Annotated in this window: 21 protein-coding genes, 1 tRNA gene and 1 other RNA gene; 12 read left to right on the top strand and 11 right to left on the bottom strand. The window is 41.8% G+C overall.

All coding sequences use genetic code 11. The annotated features are described in order from the left end of the window. The first annotated feature begins 146 nt into the window (after window positions 1-146). Genes thiM through thiD form a run of 3 tightly spaced genes read left to right on the top strand, consistent with a single transcriptional unit; the run spans window position 147 to window position 2,390 of the window. The gene (gene thiM, locus IPK86_00215; protein ID QQS16678.1) at window positions 147-932 is read left to right on the top strand and encodes a hydroxyethylthiazole kinase; all 786 of its coding nucleotides are present in this window, start codon (window positions 147-149) and stop codon (window positions 930-932) included. A gap of 16 nt (window positions 933-948) precedes the next feature. Continuing rightward, window positions 949-1,593 (top strand): thiamine phosphate synthase, encoded by a 645-nt coding sequence (gene thiE, locus IPK86_00210; GenBank protein QQS16677.1) that lies wholly within the window; start codon window positions 949-951, stop codon window positions 1,591-1,593. Beyond that, a complete protein-coding gene (thiD, locus tag IPK86_00205) occupies window positions 1,587-2,390 on the top strand; it encodes a bifunctional hydroxymethylpyrimidine kinase/phosphomethylpyrimidine kinase (protein ID QQS17005.1) in 804 nt (267 codons plus the stop codon). Before thiE ends, thiD begins: the two co-directional genes overlap by 7 nt. Window positions 2,391-2,434: 44 nt before the next feature. On the opposite strand, the gene ffs is transcribed toward thiD, so the two are convergent. The 3 genes from ffs to IPK86_00190 form a co-directional block, all read right to left on the bottom strand. Next, an RNA gene (gene ffs, locus IPK86_00200) (signal recognition particle sRNA small type) lies at window positions 2,435-2,522 on the bottom strand. An 8-nt stretch (window positions 2,523-2,530) separates the two neighbouring features. Continuing rightward, window positions 2,531-2,606 (bottom strand) — tRNA-Thr (locus IPK86_00195). 67 nt (window positions 2,607-2,673) lie between these two features. Continuing rightward, window positions 2,674-3,030 (bottom strand): dihydroneopterin aldolase, encoded by a 357-nt coding sequence (locus IPK86_00190; protein QQS16676.1) that lies wholly within the window; start codon window positions 3,028-3,030, stop codon window positions 2,674-2,676. A 114-nt stretch (window positions 3,031-3,144) separates the two neighbouring features. On the opposite strand from IPK86_00190, the gene plsY reads away from it, so the two are divergent. Beyond that, on the top strand, window positions 3,145-3,759 hold the full coding sequence (plsY, locus tag IPK86_00185; protein ID QQS16675.1) for a glycerol-3-phosphate 1-O-acyltransferase PlsY: 615 nt from the start codon (window positions 3,145-3,147) through the stop codon (window positions 3,757-3,759). Window positions 3,760-3,823: 64 nt separating this feature from the next. Here the strand turns inward: plsY and purB are convergent, their stop codons facing one another. Both purB and ffh read right to left on the bottom strand, forming a co-directional pair. Then, a complete protein-coding gene (purB, locus tag IPK86_00180; GenBank protein QQS16674.1) occupies window positions 3,824-5,212 on the bottom strand; it encodes an adenylosuccinate lyase in 1,389 nt (462 codons plus the stop codon). Between the two features lie 28 nt (window positions 5,213-5,240). Continuing rightward, a complete protein-coding gene (gene ffh, locus IPK86_00175; GenBank protein ID QQS16673.1) occupies window positions 5,241-6,593 on the bottom strand; it encodes a signal recognition particle protein in 1,353 nt (450 codons plus the stop codon). A gap of 163 nt (window positions 6,594-6,756) precedes the next feature. Between ffh and IPK86_00170 the strand changes: the two genes are divergently transcribed. Continuing rightward, window positions 6,757-7,389, top strand: coding sequence for a dephospho-CoA kinase (locus tag IPK86_00170; GenBank protein ID QQS16672.1), 633 nt, complete (start codon window positions 6,757-6,759; stop codon window positions 7,387-7,389). 41 nt (window positions 7,390-7,430) lie between these two features. Beyond that, window positions 7,431-7,604 (top strand): DNA gyrase inhibitor YacG, encoded by a 174-nt coding sequence (locus IPK86_00165; protein ID QQS17004.1) that lies wholly within the window; start codon window positions 7,431-7,433, stop codon window positions 7,602-7,604. On the opposite strand, the gene IPK86_00160 is transcribed toward IPK86_00165, so the two are convergent. Together IPK86_00160 and tsaE are read right to left on the bottom strand one after the other, a co-directional pair. Further along, window positions 7,596-8,816, bottom strand: a complete 1,221-nt coding sequence (locus tag IPK86_00160) for an N-acetylmuramoyl-L-alanine amidase (protein QQS16671.1) — start codon at window positions 8,814-8,816, stop codon at window positions 7,596-7,598. The two genes, IPK86_00165 and IPK86_00160, sit on opposite strands and share 9 nt — an antisense overlap. Beyond that, on the bottom strand, window positions 8,792-9,244 hold the full coding sequence (gene tsaE, locus IPK86_00155; protein QQS16670.1) for a tRNA (adenosine(37)-N6)-threonylcarbamoyltransferase complex ATPase subunit type 1 TsaE: 453 nt from the start codon (window positions 9,242-9,244) through the stop codon (window positions 8,792-8,794). Before tsaE ends, IPK86_00160 begins: the two co-directional genes overlap by 25 nt. 152 nt (window positions 9,245-9,396) lie before the next feature. Here tsaE and IPK86_00150 point away from each other — a divergent pair, with 152 nt between their 5' ends. The 3 genes from IPK86_00150 to IPK86_00140 are packed head-to-tail and all read left to right on the top strand — an operon-like array spanning window position 9,397 to window position 11,934. Next, window positions 9,397-10,203, top strand: a complete 807-nt coding sequence (locus tag IPK86_00150; GenBank protein ID QQS16669.1) for a glutamate racemase — start codon at window positions 9,397-9,399, stop codon at window positions 10,201-10,203. Between the two features lie 28 nt (window positions 10,204-10,231). Further along, window positions 10,232-10,984, top strand: coding sequence for an electron transfer flavoprotein subunit beta/FixA family protein (locus IPK86_00145; GenBank protein ID QQS16668.1), 753 nt, complete (start codon window positions 10,232-10,234; stop codon window positions 10,982-10,984). After that, window positions 10,984-11,934 (top strand): FAD-binding protein, encoded by a 951-nt coding sequence (locus IPK86_00140; protein ID QQS17003.1) that lies wholly within the window; start codon window positions 10,984-10,986, stop codon window positions 11,932-11,934. The genes IPK86_00145 and IPK86_00140 overlap by 1 nt, the downstream gene beginning before the upstream one ends. Window positions 11,935-11,939: 5 nt before the next feature. Here IPK86_00140 and pssA read toward each other — a convergent pair whose 3' ends face one another. From pssA to prmB, 3 genes are read right to left on the bottom strand one after another with little or no spacing between them, the layout of a single operon-like run. Further along, the gene (gene pssA / locus IPK86_00135; protein ID QQS17002.1) at window positions 11,940-12,704 is read right to left on the bottom strand and encodes a CDP-diacylglycerol--serine O-phosphatidyltransferase; all 765 of its coding nucleotides are present in this window, start codon (window positions 12,702-12,704) and stop codon (window positions 11,940-11,942) included. Between the two features lie 8 nt (window positions 12,705-12,712). Beyond that, window positions 12,713-13,345, bottom strand: a complete 633-nt coding sequence (locus IPK86_00130; protein QQS16667.1) for a phosphatidylserine decarboxylase — start codon at window positions 13,343-13,345, stop codon at window positions 12,713-12,715. A 53-nt stretch (window positions 13,346-13,398) separates the two neighbouring features. After that, the gene (gene prmB, locus IPK86_00125) at window positions 13,399-14,331 is read right to left on the bottom strand and encodes a 50S ribosomal protein L3 N(5)-glutamine methyltransferase (protein ID QQS16666.1); all 933 of its coding nucleotides are present in this window, start codon (window positions 14,329-14,331) and stop codon (window positions 13,399-13,401) included. Window positions 14,332-14,396: 65 nt separating this feature from the next. Between prmB and IPK86_00120 the strand changes: the two genes are divergently transcribed. The 3 genes from IPK86_00120 (at window position 14,397) to IPK86_00110 (ending at window position 17,220) form a co-directional block, all read left to right on the top strand. Then, window positions 14,397-15,110, top strand: coding sequence for a (d)CMP kinase (locus IPK86_00120; protein QQS16665.1), 714 nt, complete (start codon window positions 14,397-14,399; stop codon window positions 15,108-15,110). 77 nt (window positions 15,111-15,187) lie between these two features. Then, window positions 15,188-16,912, top strand: coding sequence for a 30S ribosomal protein S1 (gene rpsA / locus IPK86_00115; GenBank protein ID QQS16664.1), 1,725 nt, complete (start codon window positions 15,188-15,190; stop codon window positions 16,910-16,912). Between the two features lie 11 nt (window positions 16,913-16,923). Next, window positions 16,924-17,220: an HU family DNA-binding protein gene (locus tag IPK86_00110; GenBank protein ID QQS16663.1), complete on the top strand. Its 297-nt coding sequence runs from the start codon at window positions 16,924-16,926 to the stop codon at window positions 17,218-17,220. Window positions 17,221-17,257: 37 nt separating this feature from the next. Here the strand turns inward: IPK86_00110 and lysS are convergent, their stop codons facing one another. Beyond that, entirely contained in the window at window positions 17,258-18,772 is a 1,515-nt protein-coding gene (gene lysS / locus IPK86_00105) for a lysine--tRNA ligase (protein ID QQS16662.1), read from the bottom strand. Window positions 18,773-18,775: the final 3 nt, after the last annotated feature.

Here is an 18,775-nt window from a genome sequence, read left to right as displayed (position 1 = left end):
ATGCAAGATAAATTATAATCAGTTGGTACGTGTTATGGTGCAATATATGCGAACTGTATTACGACCCGTGCATTTGAGAAGATTAACAAAGGATGTTTTAGAAGCGGTAAGTATGGTGCTTTTAAATTCGTCAAGCAAGGGATTACATGACCATTCAACCATTTTCAGAGGCAATTGCTAAAGCGGAGCTACGTCGTTTTTATCAACAAACTCCTTTAGTACACTGCATGACTAATGAAGTGGTGCAAGCTTTTACAGCTAATGCATTATTAGCAGTTGGAGCATCACCAGCTATGGTTGTAGCAACAGCCGAAGTCAGAGCTTTTGCGCAGCTAGCCGATGTATTGTTGATTAATGTTGGCACATTATATCCAACGCGTGATGAAGCAATGCGTTATGCAGTTGACGCAGCTATGCAGGCTCATAAGCCTTGGGTGCTGGATCCTGTGGCTGTGGGGGTGTTGGATTATCGCAGTGATTTTTGTCAGCAATTGTTATCTAAACGACCCACTGCGATACGAGGTAATGCCTCTGAAATTATCGCTTTATCTGGCGGTAAGTCGGCCAATCATGGCGTAGAAAGTGGTGATAGCTCAACGTCAGCTATACAAAGCGCAAGCTTACTTGCCCAACGCACGGGCGCGATTGTAGCAGTAACGGGTGCTGTTGACTATATTACGGATGGTCGTACAATTTACGCTATTGAGCGTGGCCATGTTCTAATGACACGCGTTGTTGGGACAGGGTGCGTGCTCTCAGCTTGGGTAGCGGCTCTCTTAGCTAAAGCGGATCAACCCATTTTAGCGGTGGCATCTGCTTGCTTGTTATTTGCAATGGCTGGTGAACAGGCAGTATTAGCTAGTCGTGGCCCCGGTTCTTTTATGCCCGCCTTTTTAGATGCTCTCCACGATATGAAAAAGCTGGTCACATGAGGTGTTTTATACGGCAATGCAAAAAAATACAGATGCTCTACAGTGCTATTTGGTATTGGATGCGACCGTATGTGGCAGCGAAAAAAACATGTTGGCTATTGCGTGTGCAGCAGTCGATGCTGGCATTACGATGATACAGTTGCGTATGAAAAATTGGTCAGCACAGCGTTGCATGGCATTAGCAAGACAAGTCAAACATTTGTTGAGTGATCGGTCAATCCCATTGATTATTAATGATGATATTGAGATAGCGCTAGCGGTTGATGCTGCAGGCATTCATGTTGGTCAACAAGATTTACCTCCTCAAAAGGTGCGGGCATTAGTTGGTTCAGAAAAATGGTTGGGCCTATCTATTTCTAGCGAAAAAGAACTGATGCATTTACCTGCACATTACATAGATTACTTGGGTGTTGGTCCTATCTTCCAAACAGCTAGCAAAAAAGATGCTGTTTCACCTATTGGGTTAACTACATTAGAACATATTGTAAAATTGGTTTATCCCATGCCAGTTGTTGCTATTGGAGGCATTAATAGGGCACATATTCAAACACTGCGCAAGACGGGTATTCGAGGCATTGCGGTCATTGCTGCCATTTGTTGCCACCCGAATCCTGGCGAAGCCACGCGACAATTAGTCAGAGATTGGAGAATGCTATCATGATTTTTAATGTATTAACGATAGCAGGTTCTGATTCTTCTGGAGGGGCAGGGATCCAAGCAGACCTTAAAACTTTTTCTGCTTTAGGCGTGTATGGTCTCAGTGTGATAACGGCTTTGACGGCACAAAATACGCAAGGTGTCAGTGCTGTAGAGGCCTGCACAGCAAATTTTTTATCGGCACAGCTCAAGGCAGTGTTTAACGATATCCGTATTGACGCGGTTAAAATTGGTATGTTGTCCAACGCTGAATTGGTTCAGGTCGTTGCAACAGCACTAAAGCGCTATAAACCACCCTATACCATTTTAGATACCGTGATGATTGCAAAAGGTGGCCATTCGCTACTTACTAAGGAAGCTGTACAAGCCTTGCGAGACATTTTGTTGCCCTTAGTGGATTTAATTACGCCAAATTTGCCTGAGGCAGCAGCATTAAGCGAAGAAGCAATAGCAACTGATGATGCGACCATGTGTCACCAAGGTCGTTTATTACTTGTTAAAGGTTGTAAGGCTGTGTTAATCAAAGGGGGTCACCTATCTGGTGCCATGAGCACGGATTGGCTGCTCACACAAGATAGTACACTAGCTTTTTCTTCGCCCAGAATTTTAACAAATCATATTCATGGTACGGGCTGCACCCTTTCTTCAGCGATCGCGGCTTTGCGTGTTCAGCGTCCAAACTGGCCTATAACAATTCAGGATGCAAAAAATTTCTTGCAAGAGGCTCTAGTTTCGTCCCATAGGTTAAATGTTGGCAAAGGACCAATTGGTCCTTTGCATCATTTCCATCAATGGTGGTAGTTGACTCGAAGTGTTAGGTGGTACTTGGTTAATCAAAAAAAGTGGCGAGACTGTTTTGCACTAGTAAGGTGGCCTTGGCTGCTTTCTTCCGAACCTGACCAGGTTGACCACTCACCACGCTATAAACAGCTCGCCGAATATGGTGCCGGTGAAAGGAGTTGAACCCTCGACCTTCTGATTACAAATCAGCTGCTCTACCAACTGAGCTACACCGGCCAAGCTAGCCATTATGCGAGAAAATATGAGCCTTTGCAATCTAACCGACCTATCAGTTAAGTTGGATCTATGAGCGACAATTGCGCTCTATGACAACGCCCACCTTTCCATTATCAGGCAGTGTACCAAGCTTAGTTAATGATACCTTTACCCACGGCACAAGAAAGTTTTCAAGGATAAATTGTGCAATATATTCTGCAAGGGGCTCAATTAATGCAAAATGTTTAGTGGATAAAGCTTTTCGTAGGTCTTGAATTAAACGGGCATAGTCAATTGTTTGGGTGATATCATCTGTGCAGGGTCGATAACTAACGGGCAATCCGATATCTAGATCAATTTGTAATTTAGTAGGTTGCAGGCGCTCCCAATCGTAATAACCCACGAAGGTATATAAAGCAATTTTACGCAAAAAAATTGTATCCATGACTAGCTTTTTCTCATAATGCAATCTAGATACTCCCATTTTGCTTAGAGTATACTAAATAGACGAATCATGTAGTGTGTGATAGAGCATTTTATTGCTGTCAAGGGGGTTTTGATGTGGTCTGAACCTACTGTTGTTTCAGTTGTTTTGCCCTTTTGCTTACTCGCTATTGCTTACCTATTCGGTTCACTGTCTTTTGCCGTTATGATTAGTCAGTTAATTAAAGCACCTGATCCGCGACTATATGGTTCAGGCAATCCAGGTGCAACCAATATGCTGCGAGGGGGTAGAAAATGGGCGGCACTGTGCACGCTTCTTGGAGATGGTGCCAAAGGTTGGATAGTGGTAAAGCTGGCCTTGTTTTGCCAAACAGATATATGGATCGTGGCAGGTTGTGCAGTTTGTGTGTTATTGGGCCATATCTATCCACTCTTTTTTTGCTTTAAAGGTGGCAAGGGCGTTGCAACGGCTCTAGGAATTTTATTAGCTTTATCACCCACACTAGCTTTTATCGCAACAGGCGTTTGGACAGTGATTATGGTTGTCAAGCGTTTTTCATCGTTGGCTGCTATAGGAGCAACATTGGCGGTACTAGTGGCAAGTTATTGGTTATGGGATATGACACATCCTTACTTTATGGCGGTTAGCTTAATCGCGACACTAGTTTTATATCGGCACCGAACTAACATAGCTGATTTGTTAGCCAAGCGTGAAAGACCAATTAATTAGAAGATAGCGCAAAGTGAGTAGGATCCCCGGCCACCTAGCAGTGGTCAATATAGCACTTGATATGCTATGGTAGTGACGTGCTGGTAACTGCTTTGGCGAGCTTAATGGACTGGCCCAAATAGCAGTTAGGAGTTAGTGCCAGCAGTTTAGCTTTTTCAGATTCGGGTAAATCCAAATTTTTAATAAAATCTGCAAGTTGTTTTTGGGTGAGATGGGGGTTTTTTTGTATGAGTACTTTGAGTTGCTCGTAAGGTTGATTTAGTCCGTAGCGACGCATGACGGTTTGAACAGGTTCTGCTAAAAGTGCCCAATGTTGTGCCAGTTCTGATGCTAATTGGGTAGTATTGACACGTAGTTTTAACAGACCTTGATGACAAGATTGGTAGCCTAATAAGGTGTAACCAAGTGCGACTCCCATATTACGCAACACAGTTGAATCGGTTAAATCACGCTGGAAACGAGAAACAGGTAATTTTTCCGCAAAATGCGCAAGCAGTGCATTGGCCAAGCCCAAATTGCCTTCTGCATTTTCAAAATGAATCGGGTTAATTTTATGCGGCATGGTTGAACTACCAATCATTTTTTCGCTGGTTTGTTGTGTAAAGTAGCCTAGCGAAATATAGCCCCACATATCACGACATAAATCAATCAAAATAGTATTGATACGCAATAACACGTGACTATATTCGGCAATATAATCATGAGGTTCAATTTGAGTTGTGTAGGGATTAAAAACAAGACCCAATGTTTCAACGAAACGCTGTGCAAGTTTTTCCCAATCTAGATCGGGATAGGCCGTGTAATGTGCGTTATAGTTACCAACAGCTCCATTTATTTTGCCCAAAATAGGTTGTGCAATCAATTGTTGGTGCTGGCGTTTGAGCCGATAAAGGATATTTGCTAGCTCTTTACCCATTGTAGTGGGGGTTGCAGCTTGACCATGCGTCCTGCCGATCATCGGCTGTTCTGCTAGTTGATGAGCAAGGTTGGTCAATAGCGTAATGAGTGTGCTCAAAGACGGTATCATGACTTGATCGCGCGCTTCTTTGAGCATGAGCCCGTAACTTAAATTATTAATATCCTCTGAAGTGCAAGCAAAATGTACAAATTCAGTAACTGTTTTTATTTCTAAATGATTGGAAAGATAGTTTTTAAGCCAATACTCCAAGGCTTTGACATCATGTTGGGTAGTGTTTTCGATATTTTTGATCGCTTGAGTGTCTTCGAGACTGAATTGGTCTACCAAACTATCGAGCATCGCTAATGTTTTGGCAGAAAAAATTGGTACTTCCGCAACTTTCTTTTCTAAACTCAAAGTTTTAAGCCATGCTAGTTCTATCCGAATACGTGTTTTCATCAAAGCATGTTCACTAAATATATTGCGTAACGCTAAAGTATATTTTGCGTAACGCCCATCCAGCGGACAAAGTGCAGTTAATGTTGATGCATCCATATTAAATGATTCCCTTTTCTGGTTTGCATTAATGATGTTTTATAAACCTGCCTTGTAAATTTTGAACTAGCTTACCAAGCCCGCCTTTGGAGAATTGCTTCATCATTTTTTTCATTTGCTCAAATTGTTCGAGTAGTTGATTCACGGACTGTACGTTAACCCCAGCTCCCATCGCAATACGACGTTTACGACTGGCTTTAATAATATCGGGTTCTTGGCGTTCTTGGTTCGTCATGGAATTGATAATAGCTTCATGATGACGGATTCTTTTATCAGCTTCTTGTTTTTGTATCGGACTAATTGGTTGCCCGAACTGACTGGGCATTTTATCAATCAGGTTTGCAGTGCCACCCATTGCCTGAATTTGTTGCATATGTTGCCTAAAATCTTCCAAATTAAACCCCTTCCCACTTTGGATTTTTTTGGCTACTTTAGCTCCTTGTTGTGGTTCAATACCTTTTTTAATATCCTCAATTAAAGACAACATATCGCCCATACCGAGTATGCGATTGGCAAGGCGGTCTGGGTAAAATATTTCAAGTCCTTCCAGTTTTTCGCTTGTTCCAACCAATTTAATTGGTTTACCTGTGATCTGTCGGACGGATAAGGCTGCTCCTCCTCGTGTGTCACTGTCCAGTTTTGTCACAATTAAACCGGTAAGGGGGAGAGCCTCGTTGAAAGCATGCGCTGTTTTGGCAGCATCTTGGCCTTGCATCGCATCAACAATGAATAATGTTTCGATAGGTTTTGTTACGTCATACAACGCTTTAATTTCATCCATCATCGCACTATCAATAGCCAATCGACCCGCAGTGTCCAAAATTAGTACATCAAAAAAGTACCGTTTTGCATGGTTTTTAGCAGCTTCTGCATTGATTAGGGCGGTTTGTGATGGATCAGTAGGAAAACAGGCAACACCTGCTTGTTCGGATAAAAGTTTAAGTTGTTCAATGGCGGCAGGTCGATGTATATCAACCGATGCTAGGAGTACTTTTTTCTTTTGTTTTTTTAGTAATACGGCGAGCTTGCCAGCAGTTGTTGTTTTTCCGGTGCCTTGTAGTCCTGCAATGAGCAACACAGCAGGTGGGATAGTCGCTAAGTTCAGCATATGATGTTGCTGACCAAGTAATATGGTGAGTTCTTCGCGGAAAATATCAACCAACATTTGCCCTGGTGTCAGGCCACTTAAGACACGTTGATCAAGTGCACGTTTTTTAATGTGCGCAACTAATTGATCAATAACGGATACGGCAACATCTGCTTCAAGCAAGGATTGTTGTGTTTTTTGCAACATGTCTTCGATATTTGATTCGGTAAGTCTTGCTTGACCGCGAACCATTTTGAAGATATTCGAGAAATTTGTTGTTAAATGATCTAACATAGCTATCTAAATGACATCAATTGATGAATAGACCAAATTCCCATATGATGAGTCCTTTGGATCAAGCCTATCAATAATCGCAATTAATCATAGTGCTCTGCTGATATTGTAACGTGCTTTTTGATCCGTACGTTAATCAAAGGCATAGATAGGCATTTTGTTTATGAATCTCAATGTTATTGGTTTAACGGGTGGTATAGGTGCTGGTAAAAGTACGGCCTCAGCATTGTTTGCAGAGCATGGCATTGCGATTATTGATACGGATCTTATTGCTCGCGAACTAACTGCCAAGGACGGTGAAGCCATACCAGCATTACGAGCGCTTTTTGATGAACATAGTTTTTTAGCCGATGGCAGCTTAGATCGTGCTCATGTTAGACAATGTATTTATGCGAATTCGATAAAGAAACAGCAATTAGAAAGCATCCTACACCCGCTTATTTTGCAAAAGAGTGTAGCAAAACTCAAGGAAGTCGTGCACATTGCTCCTTATGCGTTACTTGTCGTGCCACTATTATGTGAACACTATGCAACATATGGACAACTTGTGCACCGTATTTTGCTGATTGACTGCGAAGAATCATTGCAAATTGAACGTGCTTATGCACGGTGTTGCTATACACGGTCGCTTATACGAGCTGTATTAGCATCCCAATGTACGCGTCAACAAAGATTGCAATTGGCAGATGATGTCATCGTCAACAACAAAGATAAGGTCTATTTGGCTAAGCAAGTTGAAGCTAAACACCAATTTTATATGCACCATTTTGCTACAAAGCCTATTCTTTTATCATAATACAGAATAGGGTGATATGCTTTATTAAAGACAGATGTATGATGGATACAAAAAAACCGCTCCGAGTTCTGTGCCCGCATTGCAAAATGCCTGTAGATTGGATATCCAGCAATCAGTTCAAACCCTTTTGTAGCGAGCGTTGTCGCTTAATTGATTTAGGGGAATGGGCCAGTGAGCATTACGTAATTCCTTCCGATAAACCGCCACTAGTTTGATCGATATTGGCTCAGTGTTGCCATATAAGCTTGGATGCCATCAAAAATTGATTTAGCAATTTTTTGTTGGAAAATATTGTCCGTTAGTAGTTTTTCTTCATCAGGATTACTAATGAAAGCCGTTTCAACCAAAATGGATGGAATGTCAGGTGCCTTAAGGACAGCGAAATTGGCCTGCTCAACACGAACATTGTGTAGGGCGTTGACCAGCTTCAGATGATTAAGTACATATTTGCCCAGTTTTAGACTGCTGTTGATTGTGGCGGTTTGCGTCAAATCAAGTAGTGTATATCGCATATGAATATTGGTATTGCGTGCTGTGATACCAATCATTTGATCAACACTGTTTTGGCTTTTTGCAAGCAAATCTGCAGCCTTGTTAGTTGCTCCTTTTTCAGATAGCGCAAAAACTGATGAGCCATGTGCGTGCGGTTTGATAAAAGCGTCTGCATGAATCGAAATAAATAAGTCAGCACGATGTTCTCTTGCAAAATTTACGCGTGTACCTAACAGGACATATGTATCAGTTTCTCTGGTTAAATAGGTTTTAATACGGGGATCCAAGGCCAACTGTTGCTTTAATTTTTTAGCAATCGCAAGAACAACATCTTTTTCTTTGTTGTTACCGGAGCCAATCGCTCCTGCGTCATGACCGCCATGACCTGGATCAATAATTACTACGAAAGGGTCATTGTTATTGCGATCTATGTTTTTATGTATTTTTTGAACGATGGGTTTAGTAGTCGTATTGATAGGCGCTTTAGGTATATTGATTGACTGATTAGTGGGATATAGATCAATGTATAGCTGGTATGATGAAGTATTCCGCACAGTTTGTGCTGGTGCACTTTGAATCGTAACGCCAGCGTTTAATAGTACAACAAAACGTACTGTCTTCGGGGTAAATTGCCCGATACGAATACTTTCTATATAGGGATTTTTGATCATGATTGGTAAAGCATTTTTTTTGAGGGTATCGGTAAGACCGACTTGATCTATGTCAATAACTAATCTTGATGGATTTGTAAGCGTGAAATGTTTTGTGCTAACAATTTGATTAGTTGTTAACGCTAAACGTACATGATCCGAAAAAATGATCACGCTGGCGTTACTGAGCAGACCATTGGAAGCAGCTTGGCTGAAAGGTATACTGAATAAAAATAAGCTGCACCATATCCAGCGGTAGATCAATTGGCTAATAATTTTAGGCATGATTGACCAAGGAAGGTTGAGGCAGCGATTGAAACATTGCGACCTTGCTGCATCCATGACAGCAAAATTTGCCAATCTGCAGTAGGCAGAAATGTTGCAGCTTTTTCTGGCCACTCAATGAAGCACAGGGCATCACAAGTAAACAAATCATTTAAACCCATATCATCCCATTCTTGCGGACTATGTAGTCGATACAAATCAAAATGATGAATCGTCCATTTTCCAAGATAATAGCTTTCCACTAGGGTGTAAGTGGGACTTTTGATAGGCATTTTTTGTCCAAGTTGGCCTAATATACTTCTGACGAGTGTGGTTTTGCCAGTACCTAAATCGCCTTGCAAATATATGATCATGCCACTTTTTAAAACGCGTGCCAAATTACTACCTAAAGCCAAAGTATCTTGTTCTTGTAAGAGTATATATTGCATGAGATAGACCGCTCATTCTCAACGAATTGCAGGATGGTAGGGTTCTATTTTATTCAATTTGTCAGATTTGATACATACTATTTACTTAAAACGTCGCTCTAAACCGATCATGTTAGAATGGATTCTTATCTTGTAGCGCTTAAGGGATTCATATGCTATCAAATAGCCCTATCGGTGTTTTTGATTCAGGGGTGGGTGGATTAACGGTAGTGAAGGCATTGATGGAACGACTACCTCATGAAAATATTATTTATTTTGGGGATACAGCACGTGTGCCTTACGGCATAAAATCGGTTGAAATCATCCAGAATTTTGCAACGCAAATGACGCAATTTTTACTAAATCAGCATGTAAAAATGCTGGTGATTGCCTGTAATACCGTTGCTGCAGTTGCAGCGGAGCATGTTACAAAGATAGCGGGTACTTTGCCAGTATTAAATGTGATTGAGTCCGGTGCAAATGCAGCAGTAGCTAGAACGCGTCACCAATCAATTGGAGTAGTTGCAACCCTTGCTACGGTTAATAGTGGCGCTTATGAAGTAGCTATTGAAGAGCGTCTTCAGTCTTGCTCTGTCTATACACAAGCCTGTCCACTCTTTGTGCCGTTAGTAGAAGAAGGTTTATTGGATCATGCTGCTACTTGGCATATTGCTAAAGACTACCTACAGTTTACCCGTACCGAATCTATCGATACTTTGTTGTTAGGCTGCACGCATTACCCGTTACTAACACCGCTATTAACTAAACTTATTGGCCGCTCTATATACATTGTGGATCCCGCTAAAACGGTTGCCGATGAAGTTGCGTCTGTGCTACAAACGTCTCAACTACTAAATCAGGACACGATTTTACCCACTTATCAGTTTTATGTATCGGATATTCCACTGCGGTTCCAAACCATTGCAGAGCGTTTTTTGGGTTGTGCTTTACCGAATTTGGAAGTCGTCAGATTAGATTGAAGGACTTGCTAGGGAAGGGAAATATAACATGAAAATATTGGTGGCAGTAAAGCGGGTTGTTGATCACCATATTCAAGTGCGCGCTAAAGCAGACAACACAGGCGCAGATATTGACCACGTCAAAATGACCATGAATCCATTTGATGAGGTTGCATTAGAAGAGGCTGTACGCCAAAAGGAGGCAGGCAAAGTTACGGAAGTTATTGCTGTATCCTGTGGCGTTAAGCAATGTGAAGATATTTTACGTACCAGTATGGCTATGGGAGCGGATCGTGCTATACATATTGAAACCAATGTTGTATTGCAACCGCTATCGGTTGCTAAGTTACTGACTGCTGTTGCAAAAAGAGAATCGCCCCATATGGTGATGCTTGGCAAGCAAGCAATTGATGATGATGCTAACCAAGTTGGTCAGATGCTTGCTGCCCTTTTGGGTTGGGGACAAGCCACTTTTGTGTCTCAGATGGATATTCATCAACGAACCGTAACAGCACAACGAGAAATTGATGGGGGTCATGAAATACTTGAATTACCAGTGCCTTGCGTTATAACTGCTGATCTTCGGCTTAATGAACCACGCTATATCAAGCTACCCAATATCATAGCTGCTAAGAAAAAACCTTTAATAACACTAAGTCCCGAATCACTAAAGGTGGATATCGTGCCGCACTTTCGACAACTTAAAGTGGAAGAACCGCCTACTCGCCAACCTGGCGTATTGATTGACGATGTGGCAGAACTAGCCATGCTGCTTAGTGTTAGAGTGAAGGGATTATTATGATCCATACACTTGTCATTGCTGAGCATAACAATCAACAGCTTGCTTTTGATACATTACATGCTGTCTCCGCAGCGCTTACTTTGGGTGGCAAAGTTGATCTATTGGTGTCTGGTGATGCTTGCCAAGGTGTTGCGAAACAAGCAAGTGCTCTATCGGGTATTTCGTGTGTTTTGTTAGCTGATTCACCTAACTATCGATATCAGTTGGCAGAACCATTATCAGGGCTTACTGTAGCTTGTTTTCAGCAAGTACCCTATACACATATTGTGACTAGTGCGAATGCTTTTGGAAAAAACCTATTGCCTAGGATTGCTGCTCTCTTAGATGTTGCCCCCATTTCGGATGTGATCCATTTGTTGTCAGCACATCAATTTGTGCGACCCATTTATGCCGGCAGTCTCATTGAAACCATTGAATCCCTAGATCCTGTGAAAGTGCTCAGTGTGCGCAGCACTGCTTTCGAGAAAGCTGTATATGCTGATGTTATGGTACCGATTATACCGATTATGCATGACGAAATAGCCCATTTATCTAGGTACGTAACACAACGCTTAACTTGTTCAAAGCGTCCTGAATTAACGGCTGCAAAAGTGATTGTGGCAGGTGGTAAGGGGCTTGGATCTAGTGAACAATTCCATGCATTGTTAGATCCGCTTGCTGATCAACTAGGCGCTGCAATTGGTGCGTCGCGTGCAGCAGTAGATGCGGGATATGTACCGAACACTTATCAAATTGGGCAGACGGGTAAAGTTGTTGCGCCGGAGCTTTATCTTGCTATTGGTATTTCAGGAGCAATTCAGCATTTAACAGGCATGAAAGATGCAAAAGTAATCATTGCAATTAACAAAAATCCCGAAGAGCCCATTTTTCAGGTTGCTGACTATGGCATAGTAGGGGACTTATTTGATATCGTTCCTGCCTTACAGCAAGCGTTACAGGATTTGATGTAAGGTGCTTATGAAGGTTTGTGAGGGCGATATAAGCATCGATAAAGGGCAATCGAATATCCGGATAAGCTGTAGCACAAAAAGCAGCCAAATAATACCAAAGGAGGTTGATATACAAAAAACAAAATAGCCAGTACCAACCCCAACATGACCGTAAAGGGTATCTGTTGGTTAAAGTGAATTTCTTTAAAACTCCAAAATGGGATATTGACCACCATAGAAATGCCCGCAAAAGCTGTCAGTACGAGTGTGATCCAGTCCAAATGGGGTAGCCTTGTGTAGTGATAGACGTAACATACCCAAATAAGACCAGCTATCAAGACAGCTGCAGCGGGGCTTGGCATGCCTATAAACCAGCGCTTACTCGTAGCGGTGTTCCCTGCCATGACGTTGAATCTTGCCAATCGTAGCGCCGTACAAGCACAGAAAATAAAGGCAATCATCCAACCAAATTTACCCATATTTTTTAGTTTCCATACATAAGATAATACTGCTGGTGCTACGCCAAAGCTTACCATGTCAGAAAGACTGTCAAATTCTGTACCAAATGGGCTTTGGCTATGTGTTAATCTTGCTATGCGACCGTCTAGACTATCAAATGCCATAGCAGTAAAGATCGATAATGCTGCTGCCTCAAAATGATGATTAATGGATTGAATGATGCTGAAAAATCCAGCAAATAAGGCAATTAATGTGAAGAGATTCGGCAATAAATAGATGCCTTGCTTTTTAAGCCATACTCCGTCAAGTGGCTGTTGCGAAAAATGATTCATCATGGCAATTATAGTTGTGCAATTATAGTTTGTGCATTGGTAACATGGTCACCAATCGCCACATGAGGTTTAGCTGTGATGGGTAGATAAACTTCTACCCGCGAACCAAACCGAATAAATCCATACCGTTGACCTTGGTTGACTTTATCTCCGGCGCTAATGTAACACAAGATACGTTTTGCGATTAACCCAGCGATTTGCACGACGGTTATTGACTGCCCATTTTGCATATCAATTAATAGCGCATTACGTTCATTTTCTTTAGATGCTTTATCAAGAGAGGCTTTAAAGAATTTGCCTGGATGATATTGCACTTGGCGTATGGTGCCAGCCACAGGAAGGTAGTTGGCATGTATGTTGAAAACGTTCATAAAAATAGCAATTTTTAAGGCATCACTTTTCTGGTAAGGATCTTTTGTTTTTTCAACGGCCACAATACGACCATCAGCGGGGGATAAGATAGCGCTGGGCTGAACTGATACAATACGCTCAGGGTCTCTAAAAAAACTAATGACAAAGAATGTAATGAGCCAAGCGGGTAAGACCCATTTACCAGCATAACACTGCAATGCCATGCTGATGGTCAAGCTGATCCCGATTAACGTCCACCCTTCCTTTGCGATCAAATAATGTTTATGCATGTTATGCTAATTCTACTACGTTTCAAATTTTGATGTTTGCTTACACCCATGTGTTACGGTATTATTTTATTATCGGCTTCTATTGTAGCAAAAAGTGATAAATCAGTTTTTGTAAGCAAACAGACAGCGCCCGCATCTTCAGGCGTGTCTAACCACAGCCATGTTGTTAGAGGGTAACGTATTTCGAGTTCCTTTCTATTACTGCCCACCTCCATCAGCAATATTCCCTTTTCGCTTAGAAAATCACCCGCTTTTTTGAGGATAGTGAGGATGATCGCTAAACCATCTTGTTCTGCGCGAAGCGCTAAACCGGGTTCATAACGATATTCCATTGGCAAATTTGCCATATTGCTTGGGCTGACATAAGGTGGATTTGTCACAATCAGGTCATAAAGAAAAGTTGGTTTGCAGCAGCTAAATAGGTTGCTTTGGATGAGTCGAATACGCTCCTTAAGTTGGTAAAGCTCAATATTGATGGCAGCTACCACCAATGCATCAGGCGAAATGTCTACAGCATCAATTTTGGCTTTTTGATAAAGGTTAGCCATGTGGATAGCTAGACAACCTGAACCAGTACATAAATCAAGGGCGTAATATATTTGTTGTGGATTAACCCAAGGAGCCACAGCATTGATGAGTAATGTGTGGATGAATGACCTCGGTATAATAACGCGCTGATCAACATAAAATTCATAGTCGCCCTGCCAAGCTTTCTTTGTAAGATACGGAACAGGAATATGTTTTGTGATGCGCTCCTCAATGTAGCAAAGGAGCTGGTTAATTTCGCTAGGCAGTAAACGTGCGTCAAGACAAGCATCAAGTTGATTGTATGATAAAGATAAGGCGGTTAGCACGAGATAGACAGCTTCTTCATAGGGACAAGTTGTGCCATGTCCGTAAAAAAGCGACGCTGCACTAAATTTGCTACTGGCAAAACGTAAAATATCTCGCACTGTAAAGAGTGCTTGGGCAGCTTCTTGATACACTATATATCAATGAATTTAAATAAAATAAATGAGCATTATAGCTTTTAATTGTATATGAATCATACATGCCAACTGATTTGAACGATCATCTGCCGCCAGTTATTGCCATTGATGGTGCTTCAGCCTCTGGGAAAGGAACTATTGCAGAAAAAATGGCAAATTTACTTGGTTTTCATTATCTTGATTCAGGTTTACTGTATCGTGTGCTTGCTTGGTTTCTTTTAGTGCATCAAGTTGATTTGTCAGATAACGCTACTATTGAACAGTGTGCATCAGATATTGCACGTGATCTTACTTACTTGCCTCTTCGTTTTAAGGGCAGGCCAATTGTTTTAGAGGATCTGCGTACCGAAAACGTGAGTATGATGGCATCAAAGGTGGCCACTTTTGCTAATGTGCGCATGCAACTGATTGGTTGGCAGCGACAATATCGATGTTTCCCTGGGTTGGTTGCAGAAGGTAGAGACATGGCTACAACCATTTTTCCTGATGCGTTATTGAAGGTATATCTTATCGCAAGCGTGGATGAAAGAGCGCGTCGACGATACAACCAGTTGATTAAAAACGGTGAACCTGCTAACCTCGCTACTGTTAGAGTGCAGCTTCTTAAGCGTGACGAGCAAGATAGGCAACGTAATGCCTCGCCACTTAAAATGGCAAGTGATGCTAAAGCATTGGACACAACAGCTTTGTCTGTTGATGCTGTGCTCCAACAGATGCTAAATTGGTGGCACGTTGCAAGCTTAAAAGCCTCGCTACGGTGTTCAGAAGAAAGATGAGTTGTACGCACACTCAGGAAGGTGCGATTTTTTAATTACATGTTGCGTATTGCCTGGTACGCGTGAAGAGCGATTTCATGACAAATACAAATACGGAAAATTTTGCCCAACTTTTTGAAGAAAGCCTTAAGCAGCAAGAAATGCGTACAGGGGAAGTTGTCACTGCAGAAGTGATAAATATTGACAGTAATTTTGTCACACTAAGTGCTGGCTTGAAATCCGAATCCCTTGTTCCCATTAGCGAATTTAGAGGCGATAACGGCGAACTTGAAGTGCAAATAGGAGATTTTGTAACTGTTGCTATTGAAATGCTCGAAAACGGTTATGGTGAGACCAAGTTATCGCGCGATAAAGCTAAAAAACTAGCGACATGGCTTATGCTTGAAGAAGCGTTAGAAAATGGCCAAATACTTACTGGATTGATCAGCGGGCAGGTTAAAGGTGGTTTAACTGTGATGGTTAGTGGTATCCGTGCTTTCTTGCCCGGGTCACTGGTTGATATACGGCCTATTCGAGATATGACCCCTTATGAAGGTAAAACCATTGAATTTAAGGTTATTAAACTGGATCGGAAGCGCAATAATATCGTCCTGTCCCGTCGTGCCGTTTTAGAAGTATCCCTCGGAGAAGAGCGGAAAGAATTATTAGATAGCTTAACTGAGGGTATGACAATCAAGGGAATTGTTAAGAATATTACAGACTATGGCGCTTTTGTTGATTTGGGGGGTATTGATGGACTGCTCCATATTACAGATCTTGCGTGGCGTCGCGTTAAACATCCTTCTGAAATATTGGCAGTAGGGGATGAAATTGAAGCAAAAGTCCTAAAATTTGATCAAGAAAAAAATCGTGTTTCGCTCGGTTTAAAACAGCTTGCGCAAGATCCGTGGATTGGTTTGTCACAGCGTTATCCAAAAGGCACTAAATTGCTCGGCCATGTCACCAATTTGACTGATTATGGTGCTTTTGTTGAGATTGAGCAAGGTATTGAAGGATTGGTGCATGTGTCCGAAATGGATTGGTTAAACAAAAACGTGAGCCCATCAAAATTTGTTCAGCTTGGTGATGAAGTAGAGGTCATGGTTTTAGATATTGATGAAGATCGACGTCGTATTAGTTTGGGTATGAAACAGTGCCAAGAGAATCCCTGGGTATTATTTGCAAGCCAGTATAATAAGGGCGACCATATTACTGGTAAGATCAAATCTATTACGGATTTTGGTATTTTTATTGGGTTACCTAACGGTATTGATGGTCTGGTGCATATTCATGATCTTGCGTGGGATGAAGCGGGCGAAGAGTCAATCAAGCGTTTTACCAAAGGCGATGAAGTAACAGCGGTATTGCTATCGCTTGATGCCGATAAAGAACGTGTTGGATTAGGCATTAAACAGCTTGAAGAAGATAAATTTGGCAATTTTGTATCTGTTTATGTGAAAGATACCGTTATTACTAGTACGGTAAAGTTCATTGATGATCAAGGTGTATTGGTTGATTTAGCAGAAGGGGTTGAGGGGTACTTACCTGAATCGGAAGTGATCGCAATACGTGAACGGGAAGGTCAATTTGATCCCAAAGTAGGTGACCAGCTTGAAGTCGTTATTATTTCAACTGACCGCAAATTGCGTCGCGCGCTGTTATCTATTAAAGCGCCAGAAATTAAAAAAACAACCAAGGTGACTAAGACTACTAAAACAGTGAAAACGACCAAAAAAACAAAGCAAGATAAGAATGTCAGCACAGGTACGACTAGTTTAGGGGTACTACTCAAGGCTAAATTATCGGGTGATGAGGAAAAATAACTGGTATTGTGATGATTAAGTCAGCGCTTATGGTTGCAATCAGTGAGCGCCTTGCTAAGAACAGTAAGGCGTTTCTTTCTGTTTCGGATGTAAGGCAGGCGACTACCTTAATATTAGACAGTATGATTCAGGCAATACGTAAAGAACAGCGCATTGAAATTCGCGGATTTGGCGCGTTTTTCCTGCGCTACAGGCAAGCACGCACTAGTCGTAATCCAAAAACTGGTCAGAGCGTTCAAACACCTGCAAAGTATAGGTTGCATTTTAAACCAGGTAAAGACTTAAAAGAACGCATCAACCGTGCTTAGGACATATGTTGTACGATTGATTGAATTAGTACATAAATTATTCAGTGCGTAGAGTTGGAAATAAGATGATATCGCGGATAGAAGGTGCGTTAGTTAGTAGCATCGCGAGCCGATCAATGCCGATACCGCAACCGCCTGTAGGTGGAAGGCCATACTCTAATGCACGAATATAGTCTGCATCAAAATACATTGCTTCTTCGTCTCCCGCCTCTTTTTGTTTGACCTGTTCCATAAAGCGCTTCGCTTGTTCTTGTGGATCATTGAGTTCAGAAAATCCATTAGCGATTTCGGCGCCCGCAATGAATAACTCAAAGCGTTCGGTGATTGCAGCATTATGATCCGCAGCCCTAGCAAGCGGAGAGACCTCGGTTGGATAATTAATAATAAAAGTAGGTTGTTGTAGTTGTTTTTCAGTAGAGGCTTCAAATAAGGCTAACTGCAAATTACCAAGTGTTGGGTTGATGGGTAGCGTTTGCTGAAGTTTCGCCAAGGTTTTTGTTAGCCAAGCTATATCAGCCAGATCGTTTGCTTGATATTGTGGATTATAATGTTGTATAGCCTCTGTGATCGTTAAACGCAAAAAAGGTTTGCAAAGATCAATTGTGTGTTGGTTATAAGCGATAACCTGTGTATGGCAGACTAACGTCGCACAATTGCGAATGATGGATTCTGCCATCTGCATCATACGCTCATAGTTGCAGTATGCTTCATAAAATTCCATCATGGTAAATTCTGGATTATGTTTTGTGCTGAGTCCTTCATTACGAAAACTACGGTTGATCTCAAATACTCTTTCAAGGCCACCTACAACAAGACGCTTGAGATATAACTCCGGAGAAATGCGTAAATAAAGTGGCATATCTAAAGCATTATGGTGTGTGATAAAAGGCTTGGCTGCAGCACCACCTGGTATAGGATGCATCATAGGTGTTTCAACTTCCAAATATCCTTCATCGACCATAAACTGGCGCATAGCCTGCACAATTTGCGAGCGTTTGATGAAATTCTCTCGGGTTGCAGCGTTGACGATCAAGTCAACATAGCGCTGTCGATATTTTTGCTCTTGATCGCTTAGCCCATGAAACTTTTCAGGGAGTGGTCGAATGGTTTTCGTAAGCATCCGAACGGTGGTGACTCGTATTGTCAATTCATCGGTGTTCGTTTTAAACAAAACGCCTGTTGCTCCTAAAATATCACCAAGATCCCATGCTTTAAAAGCTTGATGAGCAACATGGCCAATGCTTTGATCGCTGATATATAACTGAATGGTTCCAGATTGGTCTTGCAAGCTTGCAAAGCTTGCCTTACCCATGAGTCGCTTGAGCATCATACGACCCGCAACCGAGACAGTAATCGGTTTTTCAGCGAGCTGTGTTTTATCAAGTAAACCAAATTCTGTATGTAGCAATTGAGCAAAGTGGCTACGGCGAAAATCGTTCGGGTAGGCGTTACCTACTTGCTGCAAAGCAGTCAATTTATGGCGTCGCTCTGTAATAACTTGGTTTTCGTCAGTGGCAGGTTCACTGATCATTTTTGGCGTTGTAGTTGTCATTTT

This window comes from Neisseriales bacterium (assembly GCA_016699915.1).
Lineage (GTDB): Bacteria > Pseudomonadota > Gammaproteobacteria > Burkholderiales > Q3-R57-64 > Q3-R57-64.
Note: the sequence above shows the minus strand (reverse complement) of the source record. Positions and strands in the feature narration are given on the sequence as shown.

Bases quoted from the DNA above. Each gene is read 5' to 3' on its own strand.
- IPK86_00150 (QQS16669.1), top strand. From the start codon at position 9,397: ATGCTATCAAATAGCCCTATCGGTGTTTTTGATTCAGGGGTGGGTGGA.
- IPK86_00165 (QQS17004.1), top strand. From the start codon at position 7,431: ATGGATACAAAAAAACCGCTCCGAGTTCTGTGCCCGCATTGCAAAATG.
- IPK86_00145 (QQS16668.1), top strand. From the start codon at position 10,232: ATGAAAATATTGGTGGCAGTAAAGCGGGTTGTTGATCACCATATTCAA.
- plsY (QQS16675.1), top strand. From the start codon at position 3,145: ATGTGGTCTGAACCTACTGTTGTTTCAGTTGTTTTGCCCTTTTGCTTA.
- rpsA (QQS16664.1), top strand. From the start codon at position 15,188: ATGACAAATACAAATACGGAAAATTTTGCCCAACTTTTTGAAGAAAGC.
- IPK86_00110 (QQS16663.1), top strand. From the start codon at position 16,924: ATGATTAAGTCAGCGCTTATGGTTGCAATCAGTGAGCGCCTTGCTAAG.
- IPK86_00120 (QQS16665.1), top strand. From the start codon at position 14,397: ATGCCAACTGATTTGAACGATCATCTGCCGCCAGTTATTGCCATTGAT.
- lysS (QQS16662.1), bottom strand. From the start codon at position 18,772: ATGACAACTACAACGCCAAAAATGATCAGTGAACCTGCCACTGACGAA.
- pssA (QQS17002.1), bottom strand. From the start codon at position 12,704: ATGAATCATTTTTCGCAACAGCCACTTGACGGAGTATGGCTTAAAAAG.
- tsaE (QQS16670.1), bottom strand. From the start codon at position 9,244: ATGCAATATATACTCTTACAAGAACAAGATACTTTGGCTTTAGGTAGT.
- IPK86_00190 (QQS16676.1), bottom strand. From the start codon at position 3,030: ATGGATACAATTTTTTTGCGTAAAATTGCTTTATATACCTTCGTGGGT.
- IPK86_00160 (QQS16671.1), bottom strand. From the start codon at position 8,816: ATGCCTAAAATTATTAGCCAATTGATCTACCGCTGGATATGGTGCAGC.
- IPK86_00130 (QQS16667.1), bottom strand. From the start codon at position 13,345: ATGCATAAACATTATTTGATCGCAAAGGAAGGGTGGACGTTAATCGGG.
- purB (QQS16674.1), bottom strand. From the start codon at position 5,212: ATGGATGCATCAACATTAACTGCACTTTGTCCGCTGGATGGGCGTTAC.
- ffh (QQS16673.1), bottom strand. From the start codon at position 6,593: ATGTTAGATCATTTAACAACAAATTTCTCGAATATCTTCAAAATGGTT.
- thiM (QQS16678.1), top strand. From the start codon at position 147: ATGACCATTCAACCATTTTCAGAGGCAATTGCTAAAGCGGAGCTACGT.
- thiE (QQS16677.1), top strand. From the start codon at position 949: ATGCAAAAAAATACAGATGCTCTACAGTGCTATTTGGTATTGGATGCG.
- IPK86_00170 (QQS16672.1), top strand. From the start codon at position 6,757: ATGAATCTCAATGTTATTGGTTTAACGGGTGGTATAGGTGCTGGTAAA.